This window comes from Streptomyces sp. T12 (assembly GCF_028736035.1).
GTDB lineage: Bacteria > Actinomycetota > Actinomycetes > Streptomycetales > Streptomycetaceae > Streptomyces.
In genome coordinates this window covers 9,364,083-9,387,712 of sequence record NZ_CP117866.1, presented here as the reverse complement: position 1 = coordinate 9,387,712, position 23,630 = coordinate 9,364,083, and the positions used below count along the sequence as shown (strand labels likewise).

The window sequence follows — 23,630 nt, the reverse complement described above, 5'->3', positions numbered from 1 at the left end:
GTCAGCTCTCCAGCCGCGCGACCCGGCCCTTCTCCCCCGCGGCCCAGCAGCCCAGGTCTGGCGTGCAGTCCACGGTGTCGTACGAGCCGGTGTCGACGGTCCGCCAGGTGCGCCCGCCGTCCGTCGTCAGGTCGGTGCCGGTGGGGCCGACCGCGAGGGCGGCGGTGCGGCTGTGCGGGAGCCAGGCGACGCCGGAGCGGTAGGCGGGCGGGGGCGTGGCGGCGGGCTGCCAGCTGTGGCCGCCGTCGGGGGTGCGTGCGGCGGCCTGCGGGGACGCCTGGTCGGGGCGGTAGTCGCCGCCGACCGCGAGGCCGTGCGTACGGTCGCGGAAGGCGAGCGCGAAGACGCCGCGGGCCGGATCGCCCGCCGGGATCGGTGTGTCGGCGGCCGTCCAGGTCAGCCCCCGGTCGGCGGAGTGCAGCACACGCGCGCGTGCGGCCCCGCCGGTGGCCAGCCAGACGTCCTTCGGCCCGGAGCTCACCAAGCACTGCCCGCTCGCCGCGAAGCCGGCCTCGCCCGCCGACGCGGCGGGCATCCCGTCGCTGGGCAGCACCTTCCAGGAGCGGCCGCCGTCGCTGGTCGACAGGATGCGGAACCTTCCGTCCACCGGGTCACTCATCGCCAGCCCGTGGCGGCGGTCGAAGAAGGTCATGCAGTCGTAGAAGGCCCGCGCGTCGGTGTTGCGGAAGGACTCGGTCCAGCTCGCGCCGCCGTCCTGCGTGCGGTACACACGGGACGCCTCGCCCTCTCCGATGGCCAGCACCACGGCGCGCCTGGCGTCGAACGCCTCGATGTCCCGGAACTGCAGCTCGGCGGCGCCGGGCGGCGAGACGTTCCGCCAGGTGGCGCCGCCGTCGGTGGTACGCAGGACGGTGCCCGCGGTTCCGGCCAGCCACGCGGTGTTCCGACTGACCGCGGACAGCCCGCGGAAGCGCACCTCGGGCGTGCCGCTGTCCTTGAGCTCCCAGTGCGGCGCCCGGCGCTCCGGCTCGCGCGCCTGCGCGGGTACGGCCGTCAGCGCGGCCAGCGCCGCCCCGCACGCCACCCCCGCGGCCACTGTCCGAAACGTACGCCCCGACCGTCGCGTGCTCCCCGAACGCCTCATGGCGGGCGAAGCTAGCCCACCGCCCCGATGCCGTCCAGATGGCCTCGCCGACCACATGTGACTTTCCCGGCACGGGAGGACGAACGGGCCACTCCCATGCATGACGGCGGTGACAGAGGTCACTCGAATCCGGGGTGCACGGATTGGCTGATTCCGTCGTCTCTACCAGTGCCCGGTCTCGTCCGCCCGGAAGTTCGTCCAGCTGTCACAAGGGAGCATGGCGTTGTCCACCGTAATCGAGCAGCCCGTTGAGGCCCGTCTCGTCGCCGCCGCGCCGCGGATGCCGAGCATTCCCGCGACCCTTCACTACGACCGGCGCGACCCGTTCGCCGTCCGCATGACCTTCCCCGCCCCGGCCACCCTGGAGGGCGTGGAGGTCTGCTGGACCTTCAGCCGCGAGCTGCTCGTGGCCGGCCTGGAGGGGCCCGAGGGCCACGGCGACGTCCGGGTGCGGCCGTACGGCTTCGACCGTACGGTCCTGGAGTTCCACGCGCCCGAGGGCACGGCCGTCGTGCACATCCGCACGGGCGAGGTTCGGCGGTTCCTGCAGTCCACGAGTGAGCTGGTGCCTCTCGGCCTGGAGCACCTCCAGCTCGACCTGGACCGTGACCTGGCGGAGCTGATGCGGGACGCCTGCTGACGCGGTTTCTCGCCCCCGCCGCCCCTGCTCCTCCCACCCGTCCAGGGGGCTCCGTCCCCTGGACGGGCGTAGAGAGGCCGAGCCGAACCTGAGCTCGCTTTAATTCCGTTGACAGGCTCGTCACCCCCTCCTACCGTCTACAACGGTCCTGTTGCCGTCGATTGGAGAAGGACGTTGCTCGTCTGAGGTCCTGAGACACCGCGTCACACCTGAGGTGTGTGTGCGCTGCGTGCGACCTCGGCGTTCGAGCCGTCCTCCGGAGCAGGGCTTTTCTCATGCCCCCGACCCCCTGAGGCCTCCCCGTTGGTCGCCGGTGTCTCGAAACGCGTTTGCCCTTGATCGCTTCGAGCATCCGCGGAGGCCGGTATGTCTACTTCCATCACCTGTACGTCCCTCTCCTTCACCTGGCCCGACGGCACCCCCGTCTTCGAGGGCCTCGACGTCGCGTTCGGCCCGGGCAGGACCGGGCTCGTCGGCGTCAACGGATCGGGGAAATCAACCCTGTTGAAGCTCATCGCCGGTGAACTCCCCCCGGTCGACGGCGCCGTGCGCGTCGCGGGCGAGGTCGGCTGGCTTCCGCAGAACGTCACCCTCGACACCGCTCTCAAGGTCGACGAGGCCCTCGGCATCGCGGCCCAGCGAGCCGCGCTGCACGCCATCGAGGCGGGCGACGCGGCCGAGGAGCACTTCGAGACCGTCGGCGACGACTGGGACGTGGAGGAGCGGGCCCTCGCCACGCTCGGCGAACTCGGGCTCGGCCACGTCGAGTTGGATCGCACCATCGGCGAGGTCTCGGGCGGCGAGTCGGTGCTCCTGCGCCTGGCCGCGCTGTTGCTGCGCCGCCCGGACGTCCTGCTGCTCGACGAGCCCACCAACAACCTCGACCTGTACGCACGCAGGCGGCTCTACGCGGCCGTCGCCGCCTGGCCGGGGGTGATGGTGGTGGTCAGCCACGACCGCGAACTCCTGGACCTGGTCGACCAGATCGCCGATCTGCGCTCCGGGGAGGTCACCTGGTACGGCGGCAACTACTCCGCCTACGAGGAGGCACTCGCCACCGAGCAGGAGGCGGCCGAGCGCATGGTGCGGGTCGCCGAGGCGGACCTGAAGAAGCAGAAGCGTGAACTGGTCGACGCCCAGGTCAAGTTGGCCCGGCGCAAGCGGTACGGGCAGAAGATGTGGGACCAGAAGCGCGAGCCGAAGATCGTCATGGGAGCGCGCAAGCGGGCGGCGCAGGAGTCCGCCGGCAAGCACCGCATCATGCACGAGGAGAAGCTCGCCGAGGCAAAGGAGCGGCTCGACGAGGCGGTGGACGCCGTACGGGACGACGACGAGATCCGCGTCGACCTGCCGTACACGGCCGTACCGCCGGGGCGGACCGTCCTCACGCTCCTGGACCTGGAGTTGGCGTACGGCGCGCGCGTGCCCGGCGGCTTCGATCTGCGCGGACCGGAGCGGATCGCGCTGATCGGGCGCAACGGCGCGGGCAAGACGACGCTGCTGCGGACGATCGCCGGGGAGCTGCCGCCGGTGTCGGGTGAGGCGACGGCACACGTCCCGCTCCGCTTCCTGCCGCAGCGGCTCGACGTGCTCGACGGCGAGCTGTCGGTCGCCGAGAACGTGGCCCGGTTCGCACCGGCCGCCACCAACAACCGGGTCCGGGCGCGGCTGGCCCGCTTCCTGTTCCGGGGCGCCCGCGCCGACCAGAAGGCGGCGACGCTGTCCGGCGGCGAACGCTTCCGGGCGGCACTGGCCGCGCTGATGCTGGCCGAGCCCGCACCGCAGCTGCTGATGCTGGACGAGCCGACGAACAACCTGGACATGGCGAGCGTACGGCAGCTCACCACGGCCCTGGAGTCGTACGAGGGGGCGCTGATCGTGGCCAGCCACGACCTGCCGTTCCTGGAGTCGATCGGCATCACGCGCTGGCTGATGGTGGAGGACGGAGAACTCAAGGAAATCACGCCAGAAGCTGTCGGATATCCCGCCTAGCTTCACTGCATGGCCGCATCCCGAAAGGCCGGCTGACCGGGTTCACCGGCCTTTCGGGATCGGGGAAGTCGTCGATCGCCTTCGACACGATCGCGGTGGCGCGCGGCGCCGGCTGCAACCTCGGCCGCCTCGGCGATCTGCCGGCCCCGAGGCTGCGGGACAAGGGCAACGGTGAACGGCAGCGGATCAAGCCGGCGACGCGGCTGCTTCACCGCGGAGCATCTCAGGAGGGCCACAGCCTGACCACGAGGGTTTTGTACGGGCGGGTAGGCCCTGCATGATGGCTGGTCGGTACCCCGTTCATCATGGGCGCCGCAACCTGCCACCGATCCGGAGATCCCGTCGTGCCCAGCAAGAAGGCCCTCGTCCGCCGCCCGAGCCCGCGCCTCGCCGAAGGGCTGGTGACGCACATCGAGCGGGAGAAGGTCGACGTCGATCTCGCGGTCGAGCAGTGGGAGGCGTATACGGAGGCCCTGCGTACGCACGGCTGGGAGACGATCGAGGTCGATCCGGCCGACGACTGCCCCGACTCGGTGTTCGTCGAGGACACGGTCGTCATGTACAAGAACGTCGCGCTGATCACCCGGCCCGGTGCCGAGTCCCGGCGCGACGAGACCATCGGCGTCGAGGAGGCCGTGGCCTCGCTCGGCTGTTCCGTGAACTGGGTCTGGGAGCCGGGCACGCTGGACGGCGGCGACGTGCTCAAGGTCGGCGACACGATCTACGTCGGCCGCGGCGGCCGCACCAACGCGGCCGGCGTCCAGCAGCTGCGGGCGGCCTTCGAACCGCTGGGGGCGCGGGTCGCCGCCGTACCGGTGAGCAAGGTGCTGCACCTGAAGTCGGCGATCACGGCGCTGCCCGACGGAACGATTCTCGGACGTATCCCGCAGCTGGACGTGCCGTCGCTGTTCCCACGCTTCCTGCCGGTGCCCGAGGAGTCCGGGGCGCATGTGGTGCTGCTCGGCGGCGGCAAGCTGCTCATGGCCGCGAGCGCGCCGAAGACGGCAGAGCTGCTCGCCGACCTCGGCCACGAGCCCGTTCAGATCGACATCAGCGAGTTCGAGAAGCTCGAGGGATGTGTGACATGCCTCTCGGTGCGGATGCGGGATCTGTACGCCTGACCGACTGAACGCATCTCGCTTTCAGCCCCGGGACCTGCGGGTCCTGGGGCTTTGCAACACCCGTGAAATCCCGGCGGCACGGCGGCTGATCAGCAATCTTTACACCGCCCTTAACCTACGGCTTCGTAACCTACGGGTTCGTAGCCTACGATCCCGTAGGTTCCGGCAACCGCTCGCCGGTCACCTGCCCCGTGTTGTGCGTCCCCTGGAGTTCCCGTGACGATTACTTCCCCTCACCTCGGCAGCCCGTCTTCCGCCTGGACCGACGCCCGACTGCTGTACGCGTTGGAGGAAGTGGTCGAGAACGAACTCAACCGCCATCTGCAGGTCGCCAAGGACTGGATGCCGCACGAGTACGTGCCGTGGACGGACGGCCGCAACTTCCCCGGCCTGTTCGAGGACGGGGAGGCCTGGGACAAGGAGCAGTCCAAGGTCACCGAGATCGGCCGTATCGCGCTCGTCGTGAACCTCCTGACCGAGGACAACCTGCCCAGCTACCACCACGAGATCGCCTCGCTCTTCGGCCGTGACGGCGCCTGGGGTACGTGGGTGCACCGCTGGACCGCCGAGGAGGGGCGGCACGGCATCGTGATGCGCGACTACCTGCTCACCTCGCGCGCGGTGGACCCGGACAAGCTGGAGCAGTTCCGCATGTCCCACATGAGCGAGGGCTTCGAGTCGGACAACCGGCACTCGATGCTGCACTCGGTCGCCTACGTCGCCTTCCAGGAGCTCGCGACCCGCATCTCGCACCGCAACACCGGCCACCAGTCCGGTGACCCGATCTGCGACCGCATGCTGGCGCGCATCGCGACCGACGAGAACCTCCACATGGTCTTCTACCGGAACCTGCTGAAGGCCGCGTTCGAACTCGCCCCCGACCTGACGATGCAGGCGGTGCGGGACGTGGTCGTCAACTTCCGCATGCCCGGCCACGGCATCCCCGGCTTCGAGCGTGCCGCCGCGCAGATGGCCATCGGCGAGGTCTACAACCTGCGCATCCACCACGACGACGTCCTCCAGCCCGTCCTCCGCTTCCTGAAGATCATGGAAATCGACGGCCTCGGCCCCGAGGGCCAGAAGGCCCAGGAGGAACTGGGCCTGTACATGGGCGGCCTGGACGCGGAGGCCCTGAAGTTCGACGAGAAGCTGGCAGCCCGCAAGGCCCGGATGGCGGCTCGGGCTGGGGCTTGAGGGGCGGGAGCTGAGCAGCGGGGCCGAGGGCCGTCGCCACGGCTGACGGCTGACGGCTGACGGCTGACGGCGACGGCTGACGGCTGACGGCTGACGGCTGACGGCTGACGGCATCCGGGGCACGGACCGGGGACTTACGGCGCAAAGTGCGCCTGCACATGGGCGGCAAACCGGGCGACGACATCGACCGCGCGCGGCACGCTTCACGCTCGACACGATGTACGCCCACTTCGTCACCGGCGGCTTCCGGCACGAGGCGGCCTGGAACGCGTACGGGCCCTGTCTGACCGTGCAGTTGGCCCACATGTATCTACTCGCCGGTGACCCGGCGCCCATGGACGCGCTACTCGGCTGGACGATCGCCGGGCGCAGTGCGGTCGGCGGCGTCGGCGGACGGGCACGTGGCGGTTCAGCGTGACGTACGCCTGAGCTCCAGGCGTTCCTTCTCCGACAGGCCGCCCCAGACGCCGAAGCGTTCGTCGTTGTCGAGCGCGTACTCCAGGCAGGCGGAGCGGATCGGGCACAGGCCGCAGATCCGCTTCGCCTCCCGTACGGAGCTGCCCGGCTCGGGGAAGAAGAAGTCCGCCCCGGTCTGCGCGCACAACGCCTCCTGCTGCCATTCCAGGTCGGGCGGGGTGATCGTTGTGATCGTTTCGGTGTGCATACGCAGGATCGTGCCGGTCGGCGAAAAACGTTCGATCAACGCGGGATCAACGCCGCGCCGCAGGGCCCCCGGCCGACTCGATGGTCCCCCTCCGAGTACTGCGGCGCACGGCGGCGCGCGGAAACGGGTGAAAAACAGGAACGGTCGGCGGCAGCGCTCCGGCAGCGATTGTCAGTGGGCGGTGCAAGACTCGGCAGAGCAGAGAGCACAACGGACAACGGGACCCTTCCGAGGAGGGCGATGATGCTCACCACCCGTTACGTCACCGGCGCGCCGAACTGGATCGACCTCGGCACACCCGACATCGAGGGCGCCGGTTCCTTCTACGGCGGCCTGTTCGGCTGGCGGTTCCGGCCGGGCGGGCCCGAGACCGGCGGTTACGGCCTCTTCCAGCTGGACGGGAGGACGACGGCCGGCGGTATGCAGACGACCGAGGAGCAGGGTCCGCCCTCCTGGACGGTGTACTTCCAGACACCGGACGTGGACGCCACCGCGAAGGCGGCCGAGCAGGCGCACGGCTCGGTGCTGATGCAGCCCATGGACGTGATGGAGCTGGGCCGCATGGCCATCCTCGCCGACAAGGCGGGCGTGCCCTTCGGCCTCTGGCAGCCCGGCACCAACAAGGGCCTCGACGTCGTCCAGGAGCCCGGCTCGCTGTGCTGGCTGGAGCTGTACACCACCGACGTACCGGCAGCGGCGGGTTTCTACCACGCGACGCTCGGCCTGGAGACCTTCGCCCTCGACTTCTACGGCGGCACCTACACGACGTTCAGCCCTGCCGGGGAGGGCGAGGACGCCATGTTCGGCGGGGTCGTCGACAAGGCCGACGATCCGGCGGAGGCGCAGGGCCCGGCGTACTGGCTGCCGTACTTCGAGGTCGCGGACACGGATGCCACGGTCGCCAGGGCGCAGGAGCTGGGCGGCTCGGTCCGGATGCCGGCCACGGACCTGCCGGACGTCGGCCGTATCGCCAAGCTCAGCGACCCGTACGGAGCACGCTTCGCGGTGATCAAGAGCGCACAGCCGCAGAGCTGAGGGCACGGGACCCGGAGCTCCCGTCGGACGGCCTAGGCGGACGCGCGCCGCACCAATGTGGTCGGCAGCACCACGCTGGACGGTGCGGCGCCGACGCCCCGCTCGGCGGTGCGCCGGTCGAGCCCCCGGAGCAACAGCCGGGCCATCAACCGGCCCATCTCCTCTATGTCCTGACGGACCGTCGTGAGCGAGGGCTCGGTCTGTTCCGCGATCGGCAGCATGTCGTCGAACCCGACCACCGCGACGTCCTCCGGCACCCGCCGCCCCGACTCGCGCAACACCCGCAGAGCCCCGGCCGCGGTGAGATCGTTGGCGGCGAACACGGCATCCAGGTCCGGGCAGCGCTGGAGGAGCTCACGCATCGCCCGCTCGCCGCCGGCCGGCGTGAAGTCGCCCTCGACGATGAGCCGCGGATCGGCGTCGACCATGACATCCCGGTAGCCGTCGAGCCGGTCCACCGCCGACGTCTGGTCGAGGGCGCCGGTGATGTGCGCGATGCGGGTGCGGCCGAGGCCGGCGAGGTGGCGTACGGCGTCGCGTGCGCCGCCACGGTTGTCGCTGTCGACGTACACCACGCCACGCCGGTCGCCGCTCCAGTCGGGGCGTCCGCCGAACACGGTGGGGACTCCGGCGTGCTGGATCAGGCCGGGCAGCGGGTCGTCGAGGTGCAGTGAGAAGACGAGCGCTCCGTCGACGTGCCCGCCGGCGAGGTAGCGGCCGACGCGGGCGTGGTCGTCCCGGCCCTCCGTCAGGAGCAGTACCAGCTGGTTGTCATGTGCCGTCAACTCCTTGCTGATCCCCCGGAGTTGCAGCGCGAAGAAGGGGTCGGCGAAGACGCGGGTCTCCGGTTCGGCGACGACGACGGCGACGGCGTCGTGCCGCCGGGTCACCAGGCTGCGGGCGGCCTGGTTGGGCACGTACCCGAGCTCCTCCACCGCCTTGCGGACCCGCTCCACGAGCGGCTCCCGCACCCCGTCGCCGCCGTTGACCACCCGGGACACGGTGGCCCGCGAGACCCCGGCCCGTGCGGCCACGGCCTCCAGGGTGGGGCGCTGGGCGGTGTCGGTCACTTCGGGGCTCCTCGTGGGCGGGTGCGGATCAGGATAGCCGCGACGGGAGCCGGGTGAGAGCGCTCTCGGATCACCGAAACCGCTCCCGGAACTCACGCCAGCAGATCCACTCGCCGCCCGACACCCTCCTCCTCCGCCGCCCGGTACGCCACCCAGCTCAGCGCCAGGTCCTGCCAGGGCAGCCCGACCGGCGCGTAGACGGTACGGCCCTCGGCGCTCACGCGCCCCGGATGCTCACCCCGCACCACCTCGCCCAAGGTCGCCTCGGCGGCCCCGCCGTGCGCCAACGCGCCCATGCGCACCGCTAGTTCACGGTCGTCGACCACGACCGTCGCGGCCTCCAGCAGATCGACCGCCAGCTCCGCCTTGCCCGGCTCGTCCGCCCCCAGGCTCGTGAAGTGCTGCCCCTTCCTGGTGTCCGCCAGGCGCAGCAGCGGCTTTCTCGACCATGTCGCCGACAGGACGACGTCGGCGGTCGCGGCGACCTCCGCCGCGCAGGACAGCATCCGCCCACCGTGTCGCCCGGCGAACTCCGCGGCGCGGTCGGCGGACGTGTCATGGACGACCAGGCCTGCGCGAGGTCGTAGCGCCGCGAGTCCCCGGACCACCAGTTCGGCCTGGGCCCCCGCCTCGATCACCCCCAGCACTTCACCCGGACCGGCGAGCAGATGCGTGCCCAGCGCCGCCGCCAGCCCCGTCCGCCATGCCGTGACCGTCGCCGAGTCGAGCAGGGCGAGCAGCTCGCCGTCCACGCCGCTGTGCAGGCAGATCACCCCGCGCAGGGCGGGCCGGGCGCCGGGGAACTTGGCGTTGACCTTCACGGTGTAGGCCGGGACGCCGGGCAGCAGGCCCGGGATCAGGGCGGTGGCTGTGCCGGGGAAGGGCAGGTCCGTACGTACACGCTGTCCCGCGATCGACACGGTGTCCGCGGACCGGAAGCCCTCCCGCAGGGCCTCGATACAGGCCTCCGGCTCCAGTAGGGCTTCCAGATCACTGCGGGTGAGGAGGAGAGTCACCCGTCCATGATCCGTCAGTGCTCATGCCCGCCCACCTGATTTCCGTGCTCGTGCGGCTCGTACCCGGGAATCGTCCCGTCGGCCTTCTTGACCAGGAACAACCCCACCATCCCCATGTCGGAATGGCTCTGCACATGGCAGTGGTACATCCACGCCCCCGCCCCGACCCCCTCCCCCGCGATCACCTGGAACCCGAACGAGTCCGCCGGGCCGACGATCTTGTTGTCGATGACCTGGCTGGGGTCGTCGGGCCCGGCGAGCATGCCCGTGCGGTTGTCCGCCCAGCGGTGACCGTGCAGGTGGAAGGTGTGGTAGTACTCGCCGTGCGTGATCATCACGAACTCGACGCGATCGCCCACCGTCGCCTCGTAGTTCGGGCCGCTGTGCGCGGGCTTGTTGTTGATGAGCATGTCGTTGAAGACGATGGTGTGGGTCGCGTCCGGGAGGATGTCGCCCTTGCGCCGGACGATCACCGGGCCGTAGAGGCCCTTGCGGATGCCGCCCGTGCCGTGCTCGGTGCCGACGACGTGGTCGTGGTAGTGCCAGTAGCCCGCGCTGCCCGCCCGCCAGGTGCCGTCCTTGCGGCGGCCGGGGGCGTGGGTGCGCCAGGTGTAGGTGCGGGTGCCGCCGGGTTCGACGTCGCTCTTGTTCAACTTCGTGCCGTCGCTGGTGATCTCGTAGTCGAGGCCGTGGACGTGCAGGCTCACCGGCACGTCCATCGTGTTCTCGAACTCGACGTGCAGGGTGTCGCCCTCGTTGAGCTCGATGAGCGGGCCGGGGATCGTGGCCTTGCCCTTCTCCAGGCCGTAGCCCATCTGCCCGTCGGCGAGTTTCTCGGCGTACAGCTTGATGTGTCTGACCTCGCCGCCGGCCGGGGCGGTCCGCGGCGGCGTGTCGGCACCCATGGCCTCGGGCACCGACGCCAGGGACAACGATGTCGCGACGGTCGCGCCGCCCAGCAACACGCGCCTGTTGAAGGCACGCCGGTCGAAGCCGCGTCTGTCGAAGCTGCCCTCGTTCATGCCGAACTCCCCACGGCGGTACGGAAATTACGGGGATGAACCGGTGAGACGGTACCGGCCACTCCCCCGTTTATCCACACTCAGGACAAAGTTGGTCCCAGTACGGCCATAGGTATTGGCGAGTCGTTCAAAGGGGTCTAGCTTCCTTGTCGCTGTTGCTGTGACCGTGGAGGTGCCCATGCACTTACGAGGGTTGAGCACGAGAAGACAGACCTGGGTGGCCACTGTGACCACCGGGATCGTCGCCGCCGGACTGATGTCGGCTCCGGCGGCCGACGCACGCCCGGTTCCGGAGCCACCCCTGACAACGATGTCCGTCAAGTCGCCGCCAGGCGGCGCGAATGTTCGGGTGCTCATCTTCTACGGGTCCGCGGCCGCCGGCGACGAGTCGCCTCTGGTGAACGCCGGCATCGAGGCGATCGAGAAGATCGGCCTGTCGGGTCCGACCGATCAGCGTTTCAAGGTCGAGGCCACGAACGACGCCTCGGTCTTCACCGATGAGACCGAGCTGGGCCGTTTCAACGCCATCGTGTTCCTCACCGGCGGCGGCGACGTCCTCGACCCCGAGCAGGAGGCGGGCCTGGAGGCCTATATGGAGGCGGGCGGCGGTTTCGTCGGCATCCATGACGCGGCCCGTGCCGAGCCGTACTCGGACTGGTTCACCGGTCTCGTCGGCGCCCGACCGGCGTCCGGGGGCCCGACGAACGTCCAGCGGGCCGTCGTCGAGGTCGGTGACCGGCAGCATCCGGCCACCAAGGAGCTTCCGGTGCAGTGGAAACGGCCGGACAAGTGGCTGAACTGGGCGAAGAACCCGTCGGGTGCGGTGCACACCGTCGCCCGGGTACGGGAGTCGAGCTACCAGCCGGGCACGAGCGCCAACGGCTGGGACCATCCGGTGAGTTGGTGCCGTGACTACGACGGCGGCCGCTCCTTCTACACGGGCATGGGCGGCACGGTGTCGTCGTACGACGAGAGCGACTTCCGTACGCATCTGCGCGGCGCCCTGCTGTGGACCACCCGGCTCGTGCGGGCCGACTGCAAGGCCACCATCACCGGCAACTACAAGGCCGAGCGCCTCACCCAGGCCAACCAGCCCGGCCAAAACGACCAGATCGGCGAGCCGCACGGCCTGGTCACGGCGCCCGACGGCCGCGTGCTCTACATCGGCCGGGGCGGCGCCGACTCCTCCCAGCCGGTGATCACCGACTGGAACAACCCGGACATCGGCAAGGGCAAGGGCGAGATCCACGTCTACGACCCCAAGACCAAGAAGGTCACGCTTGCCGGGGCGTTGACGGTCTTCGGCAACAAGGGCGGTGGCGACGAGCTGATCAAGGTCGAGGAGGGGCTCCTCGGCATCGAGCTGGACCCGCGCTTCGAGGAGAACGGCTGGGTGTATCTGCACTACACCCCGCACGCGCAGATCAACCGCGACACGCGGATGGCCGAGCGGCGTGTCTCCCGCTTCACGCTCGACCTGGCCACCAACCAGCTGGACCTGGGCAGTGAGAAGGTGCTGCTCAAGTGGCCCGTGCAGATCCACAGTTGCTGCCACGCGGGCGGCGGGATGACCTGGGACTCCCAGGGCAACCTGTACATCGCGACCGGCGACAACAACTCCAGCCGCTTCAGCGACGGTTACTCGGGCAACAACCCGGAGCCGAACTACAAGGGCGTGTCCTTCGCCGACGCGCGCCGTACCGCCGGCAACACCAACAACCTCAACGGCAAGATCCTGCGCATCCACCCGGAGCCGGACGGCACGTACACGCTGCCGGAGGGCAACCTCTTCACGGGCCGGGAGACCGACGAGGGCGGCGGCAAGACGCGCGGCGAGATCTATGTGATGGGCGTCAGGAACCCCGCTCGCATCTTCGTCGACCAGCAGACGGACATCCTGTACGCGGGCTGGGTCGGCCCGGACGCCTCGACGCCCTCCCCCACATGGGGCCCGGCGAAGTACGACACCTTCGCCGTCATCACCAAGGCGAGCAACCGGGGCTGGCCGTACTGCATGGGCAACAAGCAGCCCTACCGGGACCGCAATCTGCCCGACCCGACCAAGCCGCTGGGCTGGTACGACTGCGACCACCCGAAGAACGAGTCGCCCAACAACGACGGCCTCGTCAACCTCCCGCCGGTCACCGGGAACAACATCTGGTACTCGCCCCAGGGCGGCGCCCCGGACTTCCCGCGCGACGCGAACGGCGTCCCGTCGTACAAGCAGGAGGAGTCCACCTATCTGCTGCCGTGGCTCAAGGGCGGCGGCCAGGCCGCGATGAACGGACCGGTCTACCGGTACGACGCGGCGAGCGCCGACGAGACCAAGTGGCCGGCCTACTGGGACGGCAAATGGTTCGTCGGCGACTTCTACGACGCCGACCAGCCGCGCAACGCGGTGATCACCGACCCGAAGACGCACGGTGACGGCGGTCTGCCGGTCCACTCGGAGTCGTTGAAGAAGATCGTGCCGATCGGCAACGACGGCATCAAGAACCTCATGGACTGGAAGTTCGGTCCGGACGGCGCGCTGTACGTGCTCGACTACGGCCGCGGCTTCTTCACCTCGGACGCCAAGTCGGCGCTGTGGCGGATCACTTACACAGGCGGCGCGCCCACTCCGGCCGCCGACCGGTTGGCGAGGGGGACGCAGTGACACGGCAACGAAGAATGTGGGCGGCCCTGTTGGCCGCACTGCTCGTGGTGCTCGGGCTGCAGGCGCTGCCCGCGACCGGCCGGCCACAGAGCCGGGAAGCCGCCGCCGAACAGGTCCTCACCTGGACCGCCGGTGACGACATCACGAAGTACACCTCGGCGCCCACGACGGCGGTGGCCGGCGTGACGACGATCGTCTTCGAGAACAGCACGGCGACCGGCAACACCACCGGAATGCCGCACACGTTGACGTTCGACACCTCCGACCCCGAGTTCAACAACGACGTCCAGCTCAACATCCTCGCCAACCCGAACGACGACCAGGGCGGCCGCCACACCGCCGAGGTCACGCTCACCCCCGGCCGCTACCGCTACTACTGCACGATCCCCGGCCACGGCCAGATGCAGGGCATCCTCGTGGTGACCGAGGGCAGCGGCGAGGACACCACGGCACCCGAGGCGACGGCCCACGTCAGCGGTACGCAGAACTCGCAGGGGCAGTACGTCGGTTCGGCGAGCGTGGCGATCCACGCCACCGACGAGGCGGGCGGCTCCGGGGTCGACCGCGTCGAGTACGCGGTCGGTGACGCGGGTGCCTGGCAGCCGTACGCCACCCCGGTCGTCGTCGACCAGGTCGGCGACCACAAGATCCGCTACCGCGCCCTGGACAAGGCGGGGAACGTCTCCGCGGAGAAGAGCGTCGAGTTCACGGTGGTGCCGCCGCCCACCGGCGACACGACCGCGCCGGAGACCTCGGCGACGGTGAGCGGCGAGCAGAACCCCGACGGCACGTACGTCGGCATGGCGACCGTCACCGTCTCCGCCTCCGACACCGGTTCCGGCGTCAACACCATCGAGTACGCGATCGGCGCCGGCGCCTGGCAGCCGTACACCGCTCCGGTGATGGTGCACGAGGTCGGAGCGCATACGGTGCGCTACCGGGCCACCGACAAGGCGGGCAACGTCGCCGCCGAGAAGAACGTGCAGTTCACGGTGGTCGCGGCGCCCCAGCCGGACACGACCCCGCCGGTGACCGGTGTGACGGTCGAGGGCACGAAGAACTCGTCCGGGGCGTACATCGGCAACGCCAGGGTGACCGTCACGGCGACCGATGAGCACCACGGCTCGGGCGTCGACCGGATCGAGTACTCGATCGACGGCGGACCGTATCTCGCGTACGGCGCTGCGGTGGTCGTCGACCGCGCGGGCACGCACACCCTCGCGTACCGGGCGACGGACAAGGCGGGCAACACCTCCGCGGCCCGCACGGTGACCTTCACCGTGGTGGCCGGCCAGGTCCCCGCCCCCAACTGCCCGGAGTTCGACGAGCGGTTGACGGTGATCGTCGGCACGGTCGACTCGGGTGTCCCGAACCGGCTCACCAACAGCCGGTGCCGGATCAACGAGTTGATCGAGGACGAAAAGGAGTGGACGTCCCACGCGCTGTTCCTCAAGCACGTGACGACGGTCCTGGACAAGCTCCTGAAGGAAGGGGTCGTCGACCAGCGCGAGTACGACGCCATCCGCAAGGCCGCCCGTCAGTCCGGGATCGGCAAGCCCGGGCAGACCGAGGGCTACCGCACGATCCTCGACGGCAGCGCGGAGTCGTTCGCCAAGTGGCAGCAGGTGGGCGGCGGTTCGTTCGCGCCCAACGGTGACGGGACGATCACCAGTGGGACCACCAAGCCCGGGCTGGGCATGCTGTGGTTCCCAGAGCGCAAGTACGGCGACTTCTCGCTGCGGCTCCAGTGGCGGGACGACGCTCCGGGCACCGGCAACGCCAACTCCGGCGTGTTCGTCCGCTTCCCGTGGGTCCATGACCACCCCGAGGAGTCGCGGCCGGAGTGGGTCGCCATCAAGTACGGGCACGAGGTGCAGGTGCTCGACCGGCCCGACGGCGACATGTACAAGACGGGGTCGGTCTACGGCTTCGACCGCGTGGGCCTCGCCGGTGCCGGCGTCACCCAGAAGGGAACCTGGAACGACTACGAGATCCGCGTCGTCGACCAGCACTACTCGGTCTACCGCAACGGCGTGCTGATCAACGAGTTCGACAACATCGGCGGCCAGGACTTCGTCCCGCCCCGCTCGGACGACCCGGGCACGGACGGCCGACGGTTCGCCTCCGGCTATATCGGGCTCCAGGTGCACGGCACGACCGACGTGGTGTCCTACCGGGACATCCGGATCAAGGAGCTCTGACTAGTCCGTCCCGCCCGGCTGCTTCTTCGCCCGGCTCGGCTGTACCCGCTTGGGCTCCCCCGGCATCTTCGGATACTCGGGCGGGTACGGCAGATCGCCGAGGCCGTGGTCGCGCTCGTCCTTGTTGGCCAGCTCCAGCAGCGCGTCCAGTGAGAAGCGGTGGTCGTCCATGTCCGCGTGCACATCGCCGAGTTCGGCGAAGCGCGCGGGCATGGTCGCGATGTCGAAGTCCCGGGGGTGGGCCTCGCCGACCTCCTCCCAGCGCAGGGGGGCCGAGACCGGGGCGTGCGGGCGTGGTCGTACGGAATAGGCGGAGGCGATCGTGCGGTCGCGCGCCGTCTGGTTGTAGTCGATGAAGATGCGTTCGCCCCGCTCCTCCTTCCACCACTTGATCGTCACCTGCTCGGGCATCCGGCGTTCCATCTCGCGCCCCACCGCGATGGCGGCGCGCCGGACCTGGGTGAACGTCCAGCGCGGCTCGATCGGCACGAAGACGTGCAGGCCACGGCCGCCGGAGGTCTTGGGCCAGCCGCGCAGGCCGCCGAACTCGTCCAGGACGGCGCGCAGTTCGTGGGCGGCGCGGACGGCGTCGTCGAAGTCGGTGCCGGGCTGGGGGTCCAGGTCGATGCGGAGTTCGTCGGGGCGGTCCACGTCGTCGCGGCGGACCGGCCAGGGGTGGAAGGTGAGCGTGCCGTACTGGGCCGCCCACAGGACGGCGGCCTCCTCGGTGGGGCACATCTCGTCGGCGCTGCGGCCGCTGGGGAAAGTGATGTGGGCGGTGGGTATCCAGTCGGGCATGTTCTTCGGTGCCCGCTTCTGGAAGAACCACTCGCCGGTCACGCCGTCCGGGTAGCGCTCCAGGGTGGTGGGGCGGTTGCGCAGGGCGCGCAGGATGCCGGGGCCGACGGCGACGTAGTAGCGGGCGAGGTCCAGCTTGGTGAAGCCGCGCTCGGGGAAGAAGACCTTGCCCGGGTTGGACAGGCGAACGGTCCGGCCGCCCGCTTCCAGTTCCACCGCTTCGCCCATGCGAGCCACGGTAGGCCGACCGGGCACACCTCGCACACCGGGCGGCACCCCTCGTATGCGCGCAGAATCGGAGCATGGACCTGCCGGTGATGCCGCCCGTGAAGCCGATGCTCGCCAAGTCGGTGGCGAAGATCCCGCCGGGCATGCAGTACGAGGCGAAGTGGGACGGGTTCCGGGCGATCGTGTTCCGCGACCGGGACGAGGTCGAGCTGGGGAGTCGTACGGGTAAGCCGTTGACCAGGTACTTTCCCGAGTTGGTGGCAGGGCTGAAGGAGCGGTTGCCCGAGCGGTGCGTGCTGGACGGGGAGATCGTCATCGCGCGGGAGGGGCGGCTGGACTTCGACGCGCTCACCGAGCGCATCCACCCGGCCGACTCCCGGGTGCGAACGCTGGCCGAGCGGACCCCGGCGTCCTTCGTGGCGTTCGACGTGCTGGCGCTGGCGGACGAGTCGCTGCTGGAGGTTCCGCTGGCGGATCGGCGGGCGAGGCTCACCATGGCGCTGTCCGGGGTGACGGCTCCGGTGCATGTGGCGCCGGCGACGACCGACATCGACACGGCCCAGGGGTGGTTCGAGCAGTACGAGGGGGCCGGTCTGGACGGTGTCATCGCCAAGCCGCTCACCCTGCGCTACCTCCAGGACGAGCGGGCCATGTACAAGATCAAGCACGAGCGGACGGCGGACGTCGTCGTCGCGGGCTACCGCCTCCACAAGAGCGGACCTGTCGTCGGCTCCCTGCTCCTCGGTCTCCACGACGACCGGGGCGCCCTCCAGCACGTGGGCGTGTCGGCGGCGTTCCCCATGAAGCGGCGCGCCGAACTGATCGAGGAGCTGGAGCCACTGCGCATGGAGGACGCCACGGGGCATCCCTGGGCGGCCTGGGCCGACGAGGCGGCGCACGAGTCGGCCCGGCTGCCGGGCGCGCCGAGCCGCTGGTCGGGCAAGAAGGACCTGTCCTGGGTGCCGCTCAGGCCGGAGCGGGTGGCCGAGGTGGCGTACGACCACATGGAGAACGGGGTGCGTTTCAGGCACACGGCCCGCTTCCGCCGCTGGCGCCCGGACCGCACGCCCGAGAGCTGCACCTACGCGCAGTTGGAGGAGCCGGTGCGCTACGACCTCGCGGAGATCTTCGCGCCCCAGGCCTGACGGGGCCTGACCGGGAGCACGTCCGACCGGGAGCACAGCGCGAGTCAGGGCTTCATCAGCACCTTCACCGCGCCCTCCTGCTTGCGCTGGAACATCTCGTACGCGTGCGGGGCGTCGCTCAGCGGCACGCGGTGCGTGGCGAAGTCGTCGACGCCGAGGGGATCCTCGTCCGTCAGGTACGGCATGATGTCGTCGCTCCAGCGGCGCACATTGGCCTGCCCCATCCGGAGCTGGATCTGCTTGTCGAACAGGGTGACCAGCGGTATGGGGTCAGCCGTGCCGCCGTACACGCCGGACAGGGAGATCGTGCCGCCGCGCCGCACCAGCTCGATGGCGGTGTGGAGGGCGGCGAGCCGGTCGACGCTGAAGCGTTCGGCGAGCGGACCGCTCAGCTTGCGCGGCAGCATCGCCGAGGCCTGCTGGGCCAGCCGCGCGGCGGCGCTGCCGTGGGCCTCGGTGCCGACCGCGTCGATGACGGCGTCGGGACCGCGGCCGTCGGTCTGGTCGCGGATGGCGGTGACGAGTTCCTTCTCGTCGTGGAAGCTCCTGAGGTCGTACGTCTCGACACCCCGCTCGCGCGCCCGCTGCAGCCGCTCGGGCACCAGGTCCACGCCGAACACCCGCCCGGCGCCCCGCACCTGGGCGACCCGGCAGGCCATGTCGCCGATGGGGCCGAGGCCGAGCACGGCGATGCTGCCGCCCTCCGGGATCTCGGCGTAGCGGACCGCCTGCCAGGCGGTGGGCAGGACGTCGGAGAGGTAGACGAACCGGTCGTCGGGCGGCCCTTCCGGGATCTTGATCGGGCCGAACTGCGCCTGCGGGACCCGCAGGTACTCGGCCTGGGCGCCCGGCACCGAGCCGTACAGACGGGTGTAGCCGAACAGGGCGGCGCCCATGCCCTCGCCGGTGACCTGGGTGGTCTCGCACTGGGTCGGCAGCCCGGTCAGGCACATCCAGCAGTTGCCGCAGGCGATCTGGAACGGCACCACGATCCGGTCCCCCGCCTGCAGGTCCGGCACCGCGGCGCCGACCTCCTCGACGATGCCGATCGGCTCGTGCCCGAGGATGTCCCCCGGTGTCATGAACGGCGTCAACACCTCGTACAGGTGCAGGTCGGAGCCGCACAGCCCGGTGGACGTGACGCGGATGACCGCGTCCGTCGGCTCCTGGATCGTCGGATCGGGCACGTTCTCCACGCGCACGTCCCGCTTGCCCTGCCAGGTCACTGCCCTCATCGCCCCGCGCTCCCTCCGTCACGTGTGCGCGTCCGCTCGTGCGGTGGCCGCCCGGGTACCCCGGCGCTCCCCCGCCGAACCGCTCGGACGGGCCGACGACACGCCCCCTGGATCGCCCGCTCGGACGGGCGAACGGAACCGGTCATGTATGGCGTCCTATGAACTGATAAGTGCACAATTAACTACACGGACAGGGCGGGTGGCTGCGGGTGACGACGGTGGGCAGGCAATCAAAGGCGCGCACGAGACGTGCCACGACCATGGCGGGGCTGCTGGCCGCCATCCTGACGGCTTCCCTGGCGGCCGGCTGCACGATGTCCGACGACCCGCGCGACGACGGCCGCGGACGGGAGCGTCCGACGTCGCCGAGTGCGAGCGAGACCCACGTGAACGGTGCCTCGGTACTCGCCGTGAAGATCGACAATGTCCGCGCCGCCCGGCCTCCCACGGGCCTGAACGCCGCGGACATCGTGTACGTCGAGCAGGTCGAGGCCGGGCTGAGCCGCCTGATGGCGGTCTACGCACAGCAGTTGCCGGAGGTCATCGGGCCGGTGCGCAGCGCCCGCGAGAGCGATCTGGAGCTACTGGGGCAGTTCGACCGGCCGACGCTCGCCTTCTCCGGCGCGCAGGGCAAGCTCCTGCCCCTGATCGACAAGGCACCACTGCAGGCGGAGCCGCCCGAGAAGGCGTCCAACGCGTACTTCCGCGGCACGGACAGGCCCTCGCCGCACAACCTCTATCTGCGACCCGGCCGGCTGATGTCCTCCGCCCCGGGCACCTCCGTGCTGACTACCGGCTTCCGCTTCGGCGCGGCCCCCGCGGGCGGTATTCCGGAGACCTCGCGGACGGTGCGCTTCCCGGCGGCCCGGTTCACCTTCACCTGGTCCGGCAGCCAGGACCGCTGGCTGGTCGCCATGGACGGCAAGGCCGCCAGGACGACGGACGGGCAGCGGGTCATGGCCGGCACGGTCGTCGTGCAGTACGTGAAGGTACGCAGGTCCGACTTCCACGACTCGGCCGGCAACTACACGCCGTACACCGAGACCGTGGGCGCCGGGAGGGCGGCGGTGCTGCGCGACGGGCACGTCTACCACGTCAACTGGAAGCGCCCGCAGGCCACGGACGGCACCACGTTCACGACCGACGACGGCAAGCCGATGAACTTCCAGCACGGCCAGGTGTGGGTGGTGTTCGCGAAGGCGTCCTGAGTATTCCGTCAGCGTTGCGTGACGAGGGGTTCCGCCGGGTTGCGGAGCCCCTCGGCCGCGTCCGCGACCCGTCGGATCAGGTCGAAGAACAGCGTCTGCTCCTCGGCGGAGAGCGGGGCCAGGAAGACCTGGTTCATCCGGGCGGTGCGGACGGTCAGCTTCTTGTGCGTGCGCATCCCGTCGTCCGTCAGGCGCAGCAGGAAGCGACGGCCGTCCTGGGGGTCGCGGACCTTGTCGAGCAGCCCGCGGCGGCCGAGCCGGCTGATCACCTCGGCGATGGTGGACCGGTCGAGCCCCACCCGCTCCCCCACCGTCCGCTGGTCCAGGCCCGGCTCGGCGACGAGCGCGTTGAGGACCGCGAACTGGGGCGAAGTGATCTCCTCGGAGACCATCGTGTTCCACAGCAGGTAGTGCGCCTGCTGGAGCCGCCGGGCGAGGTGCCCGGGGTGGGTGGTGAGGTCCACCGCGGCCATGTGCGCTCCCGAGGTCGAATTCGTTGGTGTACTGAACGATAACCGCACCCACCCATCCCTGTCTTCATCACCCACCTTCGCCTGGCCTGCATTGATTCAGAGGCCTTGACGCCCGGCCGCTCCAGTGGCAGCGTGAGGGAAACCTCGCTGAAATACTCAGTGCCCTGAGTAATTGGAGAGATGGGGCTTACGGATGGACAAGGTGGTCGCCACAGCCGCTGAGGCAGTGGCCGATGTGCCCGAGGGCGCTTCGCTCGCGGTGGGCGGTTTCGGGCTGAGTGGTGTGCCGAACGTGCTCATCCAGGCCCTGTACGAGCAGGGCACCGGCGGACTGTCGGTCGTCTCCAACAACTGCGGGGCGATGGACTCCGGCCTCGCGATCCTGCTGGCGGCCGGGCGGATCGCCCGCGTGACCGGCTCCTACATCGGCGCCAACAAGGAGTTCGCCCGCCAGTACCTGGCCGGTGAGCTGGAGGTCGAGATGATCCCGCAGGGCACGCTCGCCGAGCGGCTCCGGGCGGGCGGCGCCGGGATCCCCGCGTTCTTCACGCCGGCCGGGGTGGGTACACAGGTCGCCGACGGCGGGCTGCCCTGGCGTTACGACGGCCAGGGCGGCGTCGCGCTCGCCTCGCCGCCGAAGGAGGTGCGGGAGTTCGACGGCGTCGAGTATGTGATGGAACGAGGTATCCGTACCGACTTCGCCCTCGTCCGGGCGGCGAAGGGCGACCGGCACGGCAACCTGGTCTTCAACAAGTCCACCCGGAACTTCAACCCCCTCGCCGCCATGGCGGGACGGGTGACGATCGCCGAGGTGGAGGAACTCGTCGAGCCCGGCGAGCTCGATCCGGACGCGGTGCATCTGCCCGGGATCTTCGTGCAGCGGGTCATCGCGCTCACCCCGGAGCAGGCGGCGGACAAGCAGATCGAGCGGCGCACGGTTTCCGCGCCTTCGGCACGAGGGACGGTGAGCTAGTCATGGCATGGACGCGGGAAGAGATGGCCGCGCGGGCCGCACGCGAGCTTCAGGACGGGCAGTACGTCAACCTCGGCATCGGGCTGCCGACACTGATCCCGAACTATCTGCCCGAGGGCGTGGAGGTGATCCTGGAGTCCGAGAACGGCATCCTGGGCACCGGCCCCTACCCGGCCGAGGATCAGGTCGACCCCGATCTGATCAACGCGGGCAAGGAGACCGTCACCGTGCTGCCGGGGGCGTCCTTCTTCGACTCGGCGCTGTCGTTCTCGATGATCCGGGGCGGGCACATCGATGTGGCCGTGCTGGGCGCGATGCAGGTCTCGCGGGCCGGTGACCTGGCGAACTGGGCCATCCCCGGCAAGATGATCACCGGGATCGGCGGGGCGATGGACCTGGTCCACGGGGCCCGCACGGTCATCGTGGTGATGACCCACACCGCCAAGGACGGCTCGGCGAAGATCCTCACCGAGTGCGCGCTGCCGCTCACGGGCAAGGCCTGCGTGAACCGGATCATCACCGACCTGGGCGTCATCGACGTGACACCCGACGGGCTGGTGCTGACCGAGGTCGCGCCCGGCGTGGCCGTCGACGAGATCATCGCCAGGACCGACGCCAAGCTGACGATCGCGGAGGCCCTGCTGTGAACCCGGTGTACATCGTCGACGCGGTCCGCACCCCGGTCGGCCGCTACAACGGCGCCCTCGCCTCCGTCCGCCCGGACGACCTCGGCGCCCACGCCATCCGCGAACTCCTCGCCCGGACCCCCGACCTGGACCCGTCCCGGATCGAGGACGTCTACTTCGGCAACGCCAACGGCGCCGGCGAGGAGAACCGCAACGTCGCCCGCATGGCCGCCCTCCTCGCCGGGCTCCCCACGTCCGTGCCCGGCGTGACCGTCAACCGCCTGTGCGCCTCCGGCCTCGAAGCGGTCATCCAGGCGGCCCGCGCCATCGCGGTCGGCGACGCCTCCATCGCCGTGGCCGGCGGGGTGGAGTCGATGACCCGGGCGCCGTACGTGCTGCCCAAGTCCGACAGGCCCTTCCCGGCCGGGCACACCGAGCTGTACTCCACCACCCTGGGCTGGCGCATGGTCAACCCGAGGATGTCACCGCAGTGGACCATCCCACTCGGCGAATCGGCCGAGCTCATCGCGGAGAAGCACAAGATCAGCCGCGAGCAGCAGGACGAGTTCGCCCTCGCCTCCCACCACAAGGCCGCGCGCGCCCAGCAGGCGGGCCTGTTCGCCGCCGAACTCGCCCCCGTACCGATCCCGCAGCGCAAGGGTGAGCCGGTCGTCTTCGGCGCGGACGAATGCGTACGGCCGGACGCCTCGCTGGAGGCGATGGCGAAGCTGAAGCCGTCGTTCCGGACCTCCGGAGGCACGGTCACCGCGGGCAACGCGTCTCCGCTCAACGACGGCGCCGCGGCACTGCTGTTGGTCGACGAGGAGGGTCTCGCCGCGACCGGCCGCGAGCCGCTCGCGCGGATCTCCGCGTCCGGTGTCAACGCGCTCGACCCCGACTACTTCGGGCTCGCCCCCGTCGAAGCCGTCAACCGCGCCCTCGCCAAGGCCGGCAAGGGATTCGCCGACCTGGACGTCCTCGAACTCAACGAGGCCTTCGCCGCCCAGGTCCTGGGCTGCGTCGCCGAATGGCCCGAGTTCGACCCGGCCGTCCTCAACCCCCAGGGCGGCGCCATCGCCCTCGGTCACCCACTCGGCGCCTCCGGTGCCCGCCTCGCCGGCACCGTCGCCCACCAACTCGCCCGCAAGGGCAGCGGAACCGGCGTCGCCACCCTCTGCATCGGCGTCGGCCAGGGCCTCGCCCTCGTCCTGGAGCGCTAAGAACCCCC

The 23,630-nt window shown here is 70.3% G+C and carries 21 protein-coding genes; 13 read left to right on the top strand and 8 right to left on the bottom strand.

The window, feature by feature from the left end; all coding sequences use genetic code 11:
• Position 1: 1 nt before the first annotated feature.
• Complete coding sequence (locus tag PBV52_RS42075; protein ID WP_274246285.1) at positions 2-1,105, bottom strand: oxidoreductase; 1,104 nt, start codon at positions 1,103-1,105, stop codon at positions 2-4.
• Between the two features lie 223 nt (positions 1,106-1,328).
• On the opposite strand from PBV52_RS42075, the gene PBV52_RS42070 reads away from it, so the two are divergent.
• The 5 genes from PBV52_RS42070 to PBV52_RS42050 all read left to right on the top strand — a co-directional run bounded on the left by PBV52_RS42070 (position 1,329) and on the right by PBV52_RS42050 (position 6,470).
• Positions 1,329-1,745: an SsgA family sporulation/cell division regulator gene (locus PBV52_RS42070; protein WP_274246284.1), complete on the top strand. Its 417-nt coding sequence runs from the start codon at positions 1,329-1,331 to the stop codon at positions 1,743-1,745.
• A 366-nt stretch (positions 1,746-2,111) separates the two neighbouring features.
• Positions 2,112-3,737: an ABC-F family ATP-binding cassette domain-containing protein gene (locus PBV52_RS42065; protein ID WP_274246282.1), complete on the top strand. Its 1,626-nt coding sequence runs from the start codon at positions 2,112-2,114 to the stop codon at positions 3,735-3,737.
• A 344-nt stretch (positions 3,738-4,081) separates the two neighbouring features.
• Positions 4,082-4,858, top strand: coding sequence for a dimethylargininase (gene ddaH, locus PBV52_RS42060; RefSeq protein ID WP_274246280.1), 777 nt, complete (start codon positions 4,082-4,084; stop codon positions 4,856-4,858).
• A gap of 216 nt (positions 4,859-5,074) precedes the next feature.
• Positions 5,075-6,052: an acyl-ACP desaturase gene (locus tag PBV52_RS42055; protein ID WP_274246278.1), complete on the top strand. Its 978-nt coding sequence runs from the start codon at positions 5,075-5,077 to the stop codon at positions 6,050-6,052.
• Positions 6,053-6,269: 217 nt separating this feature from the next.
• Positions 6,270-6,470 (top strand): hypothetical protein, encoded by a 201-nt coding sequence (locus PBV52_RS42050; RefSeq protein ID WP_274246276.1) that lies wholly within the window; start codon positions 6,270-6,272, stop codon positions 6,468-6,470.
• Here PBV52_RS42050 and PBV52_RS42045 read toward each other — a convergent pair.
• Positions 6,462-6,716: a WhiB family transcriptional regulator gene (locus PBV52_RS42045; RefSeq protein WP_274246273.1), complete on the bottom strand. Its 255-nt coding sequence runs from the start codon at positions 6,714-6,716 to the stop codon at positions 6,462-6,464. The two genes, PBV52_RS42050 and PBV52_RS42045, sit on opposite strands and share 9 nt — an antisense overlap.
• A 243-nt stretch (positions 6,717-6,959) precedes the next feature.
• Here PBV52_RS42045 and PBV52_RS42040 point away from each other — a divergent pair, with 243 nt between their 5' ends.
• Positions 6,960-7,751 carry a VOC family protein gene (locus tag PBV52_RS42040; protein WP_274249909.1) on the top strand — a complete coding sequence of 264 codons (792 nt, stop codon included), beginning with the start codon at positions 6,960-6,962 and terminating at the stop codon, positions 7,749-7,751.
• Between the two features lie 32 nt (positions 7,752-7,783).
• Here the strand turns inward: PBV52_RS42040 and PBV52_RS42035 are convergent, their stop codons facing one another.
• The 3 genes from PBV52_RS42035 to PBV52_RS42025 form a co-directional block, all read right to left on the bottom strand.
• Positions 7,784-8,821, bottom strand: a complete 1,038-nt coding sequence (locus PBV52_RS42035; protein ID WP_274246272.1) for a LacI family DNA-binding transcriptional regulator — start codon at positions 8,819-8,821, stop codon at positions 7,784-7,786.
• 92 nt (positions 8,822-8,913) lie between these two features.
• The gene (locus PBV52_RS42030; protein WP_274246270.1) at positions 8,914-9,837 is read right to left on the bottom strand and encodes an ornithine cyclodeaminase family protein; all 924 of its coding nucleotides are present in this window, start codon (positions 9,835-9,837) and stop codon (positions 8,914-8,916) included.
• A gap of 14 nt (positions 9,838-9,851) precedes the next feature.
• Positions 9,852-10,859, bottom strand: coding sequence for a multicopper oxidase domain-containing protein (locus PBV52_RS42025; RefSeq protein ID WP_274246269.1), 1,008 nt, complete (start codon positions 10,857-10,859; stop codon positions 9,852-9,854).
• A 178-nt stretch (positions 10,860-11,037) separates the two neighbouring features.
• On the opposite strand from PBV52_RS42025, the gene PBV52_RS42020 reads away from it, so the two are divergent.
• Positions 11,038-13,515 (top strand): ThuA domain-containing protein, encoded by a 2,478-nt coding sequence (locus PBV52_RS42020; protein WP_274246268.1) that lies wholly within the window; start codon positions 11,038-11,040, stop codon positions 13,513-13,515.
• A 14-nt stretch (positions 13,516-13,529) separates the two neighbouring features.
• Complete coding sequence (locus PBV52_RS42015) at positions 13,530-15,716, top strand: OmpL47-type beta-barrel domain-containing protein (protein WP_274249907.1); 2,187 nt, start codon at positions 13,530-13,532, stop codon at positions 15,714-15,716.
• Here PBV52_RS42015 and ligD read toward each other — a convergent pair whose 3' ends face one another.
• Positions 15,717-16,742 (bottom strand): non-homologous end-joining DNA ligase, encoded by a 1,026-nt coding sequence (gene ligD / locus PBV52_RS42010; RefSeq protein WP_274246267.1) that lies wholly within the window; start codon positions 16,740-16,742, stop codon positions 15,717-15,719. It lies immediately after the preceding gene.
• Between the two features lie 74 nt (positions 16,743-16,816).
• On the opposite strand from ligD, the gene PBV52_RS42005 reads away from it, so the two are divergent.
• Complete coding sequence (locus PBV52_RS42005; protein ID WP_274246266.1) at positions 16,817-17,887, top strand: ATP-dependent DNA ligase; 1,071 nt, start codon at positions 16,817-16,819, stop codon at positions 17,885-17,887.
• Between the two features lie 44 nt (positions 17,888-17,931).
• On the opposite strand, the gene PBV52_RS42000 is transcribed toward PBV52_RS42005, so the two are convergent.
• Positions 17,932-19,122 carry a zinc-dependent alcohol dehydrogenase gene (locus PBV52_RS42000; RefSeq protein ID WP_274246265.1) on the bottom strand — a complete coding sequence of 397 codons (1,191 nt, stop codon included), beginning with the start codon at positions 19,120-19,122 and terminating at the stop codon, positions 17,932-17,934.
• A gap of 260 nt (positions 19,123-19,382) precedes the next feature.
• Between PBV52_RS42000 and PBV52_RS41995 the strand changes: the two genes are divergently transcribed.
• The gene (locus PBV52_RS41995; protein ID WP_274249905.1) at positions 19,383-20,330 is read left to right on the top strand and encodes a DUF3048 domain-containing protein; all 948 of its coding nucleotides are present in this window, start codon (positions 19,383-19,385) and stop codon (positions 20,328-20,330) included.
• A gap of 8 nt (positions 20,331-20,338) precedes the next feature.
• Here PBV52_RS41995 and PBV52_RS41990 read toward each other — a convergent pair whose 3' ends face one another.
• Positions 20,339-20,803, bottom strand: a complete 465-nt coding sequence (locus PBV52_RS41990) for a MarR family winged helix-turn-helix transcriptional regulator (protein ID WP_274246264.1) — start codon at positions 20,801-20,803, stop codon at positions 20,339-20,341.
• A gap of 193 nt (positions 20,804-20,996) precedes the next feature.
• Between PBV52_RS41990 and PBV52_RS41985 the strand changes: the two genes are divergently transcribed.
• The 3 genes from PBV52_RS41985 to PBV52_RS41975 are packed head-to-tail and all read left to right on the top strand — an operon-like array spanning position 20,997 to position 23,622.
• Entirely contained in the window at positions 20,997-21,776 is a 780-nt protein-coding gene (locus PBV52_RS41985) for a CoA transferase subunit A (RefSeq protein WP_274246263.1), read from the top strand.
• Positions 21,777-21,778: 2 nt separating this feature from the next.
• On the top strand, positions 21,779-22,423 hold the full coding sequence (locus tag PBV52_RS41980; protein ID WP_274246262.1) for a CoA transferase subunit B: 645 nt from the start codon (positions 21,779-21,781) through the stop codon (positions 22,421-22,423).
• A complete protein-coding gene (locus PBV52_RS41975; RefSeq protein ID WP_274246261.1) occupies positions 22,420-23,622 on the top strand; it encodes a thiolase family protein in 1,203 nt (400 codons plus the stop codon). Before PBV52_RS41980 ends, PBV52_RS41975 begins: the two co-directional genes overlap by 4 nt.
• The last annotated feature ends 8 nt before the right edge of the window (positions 23,623-23,630 follow it).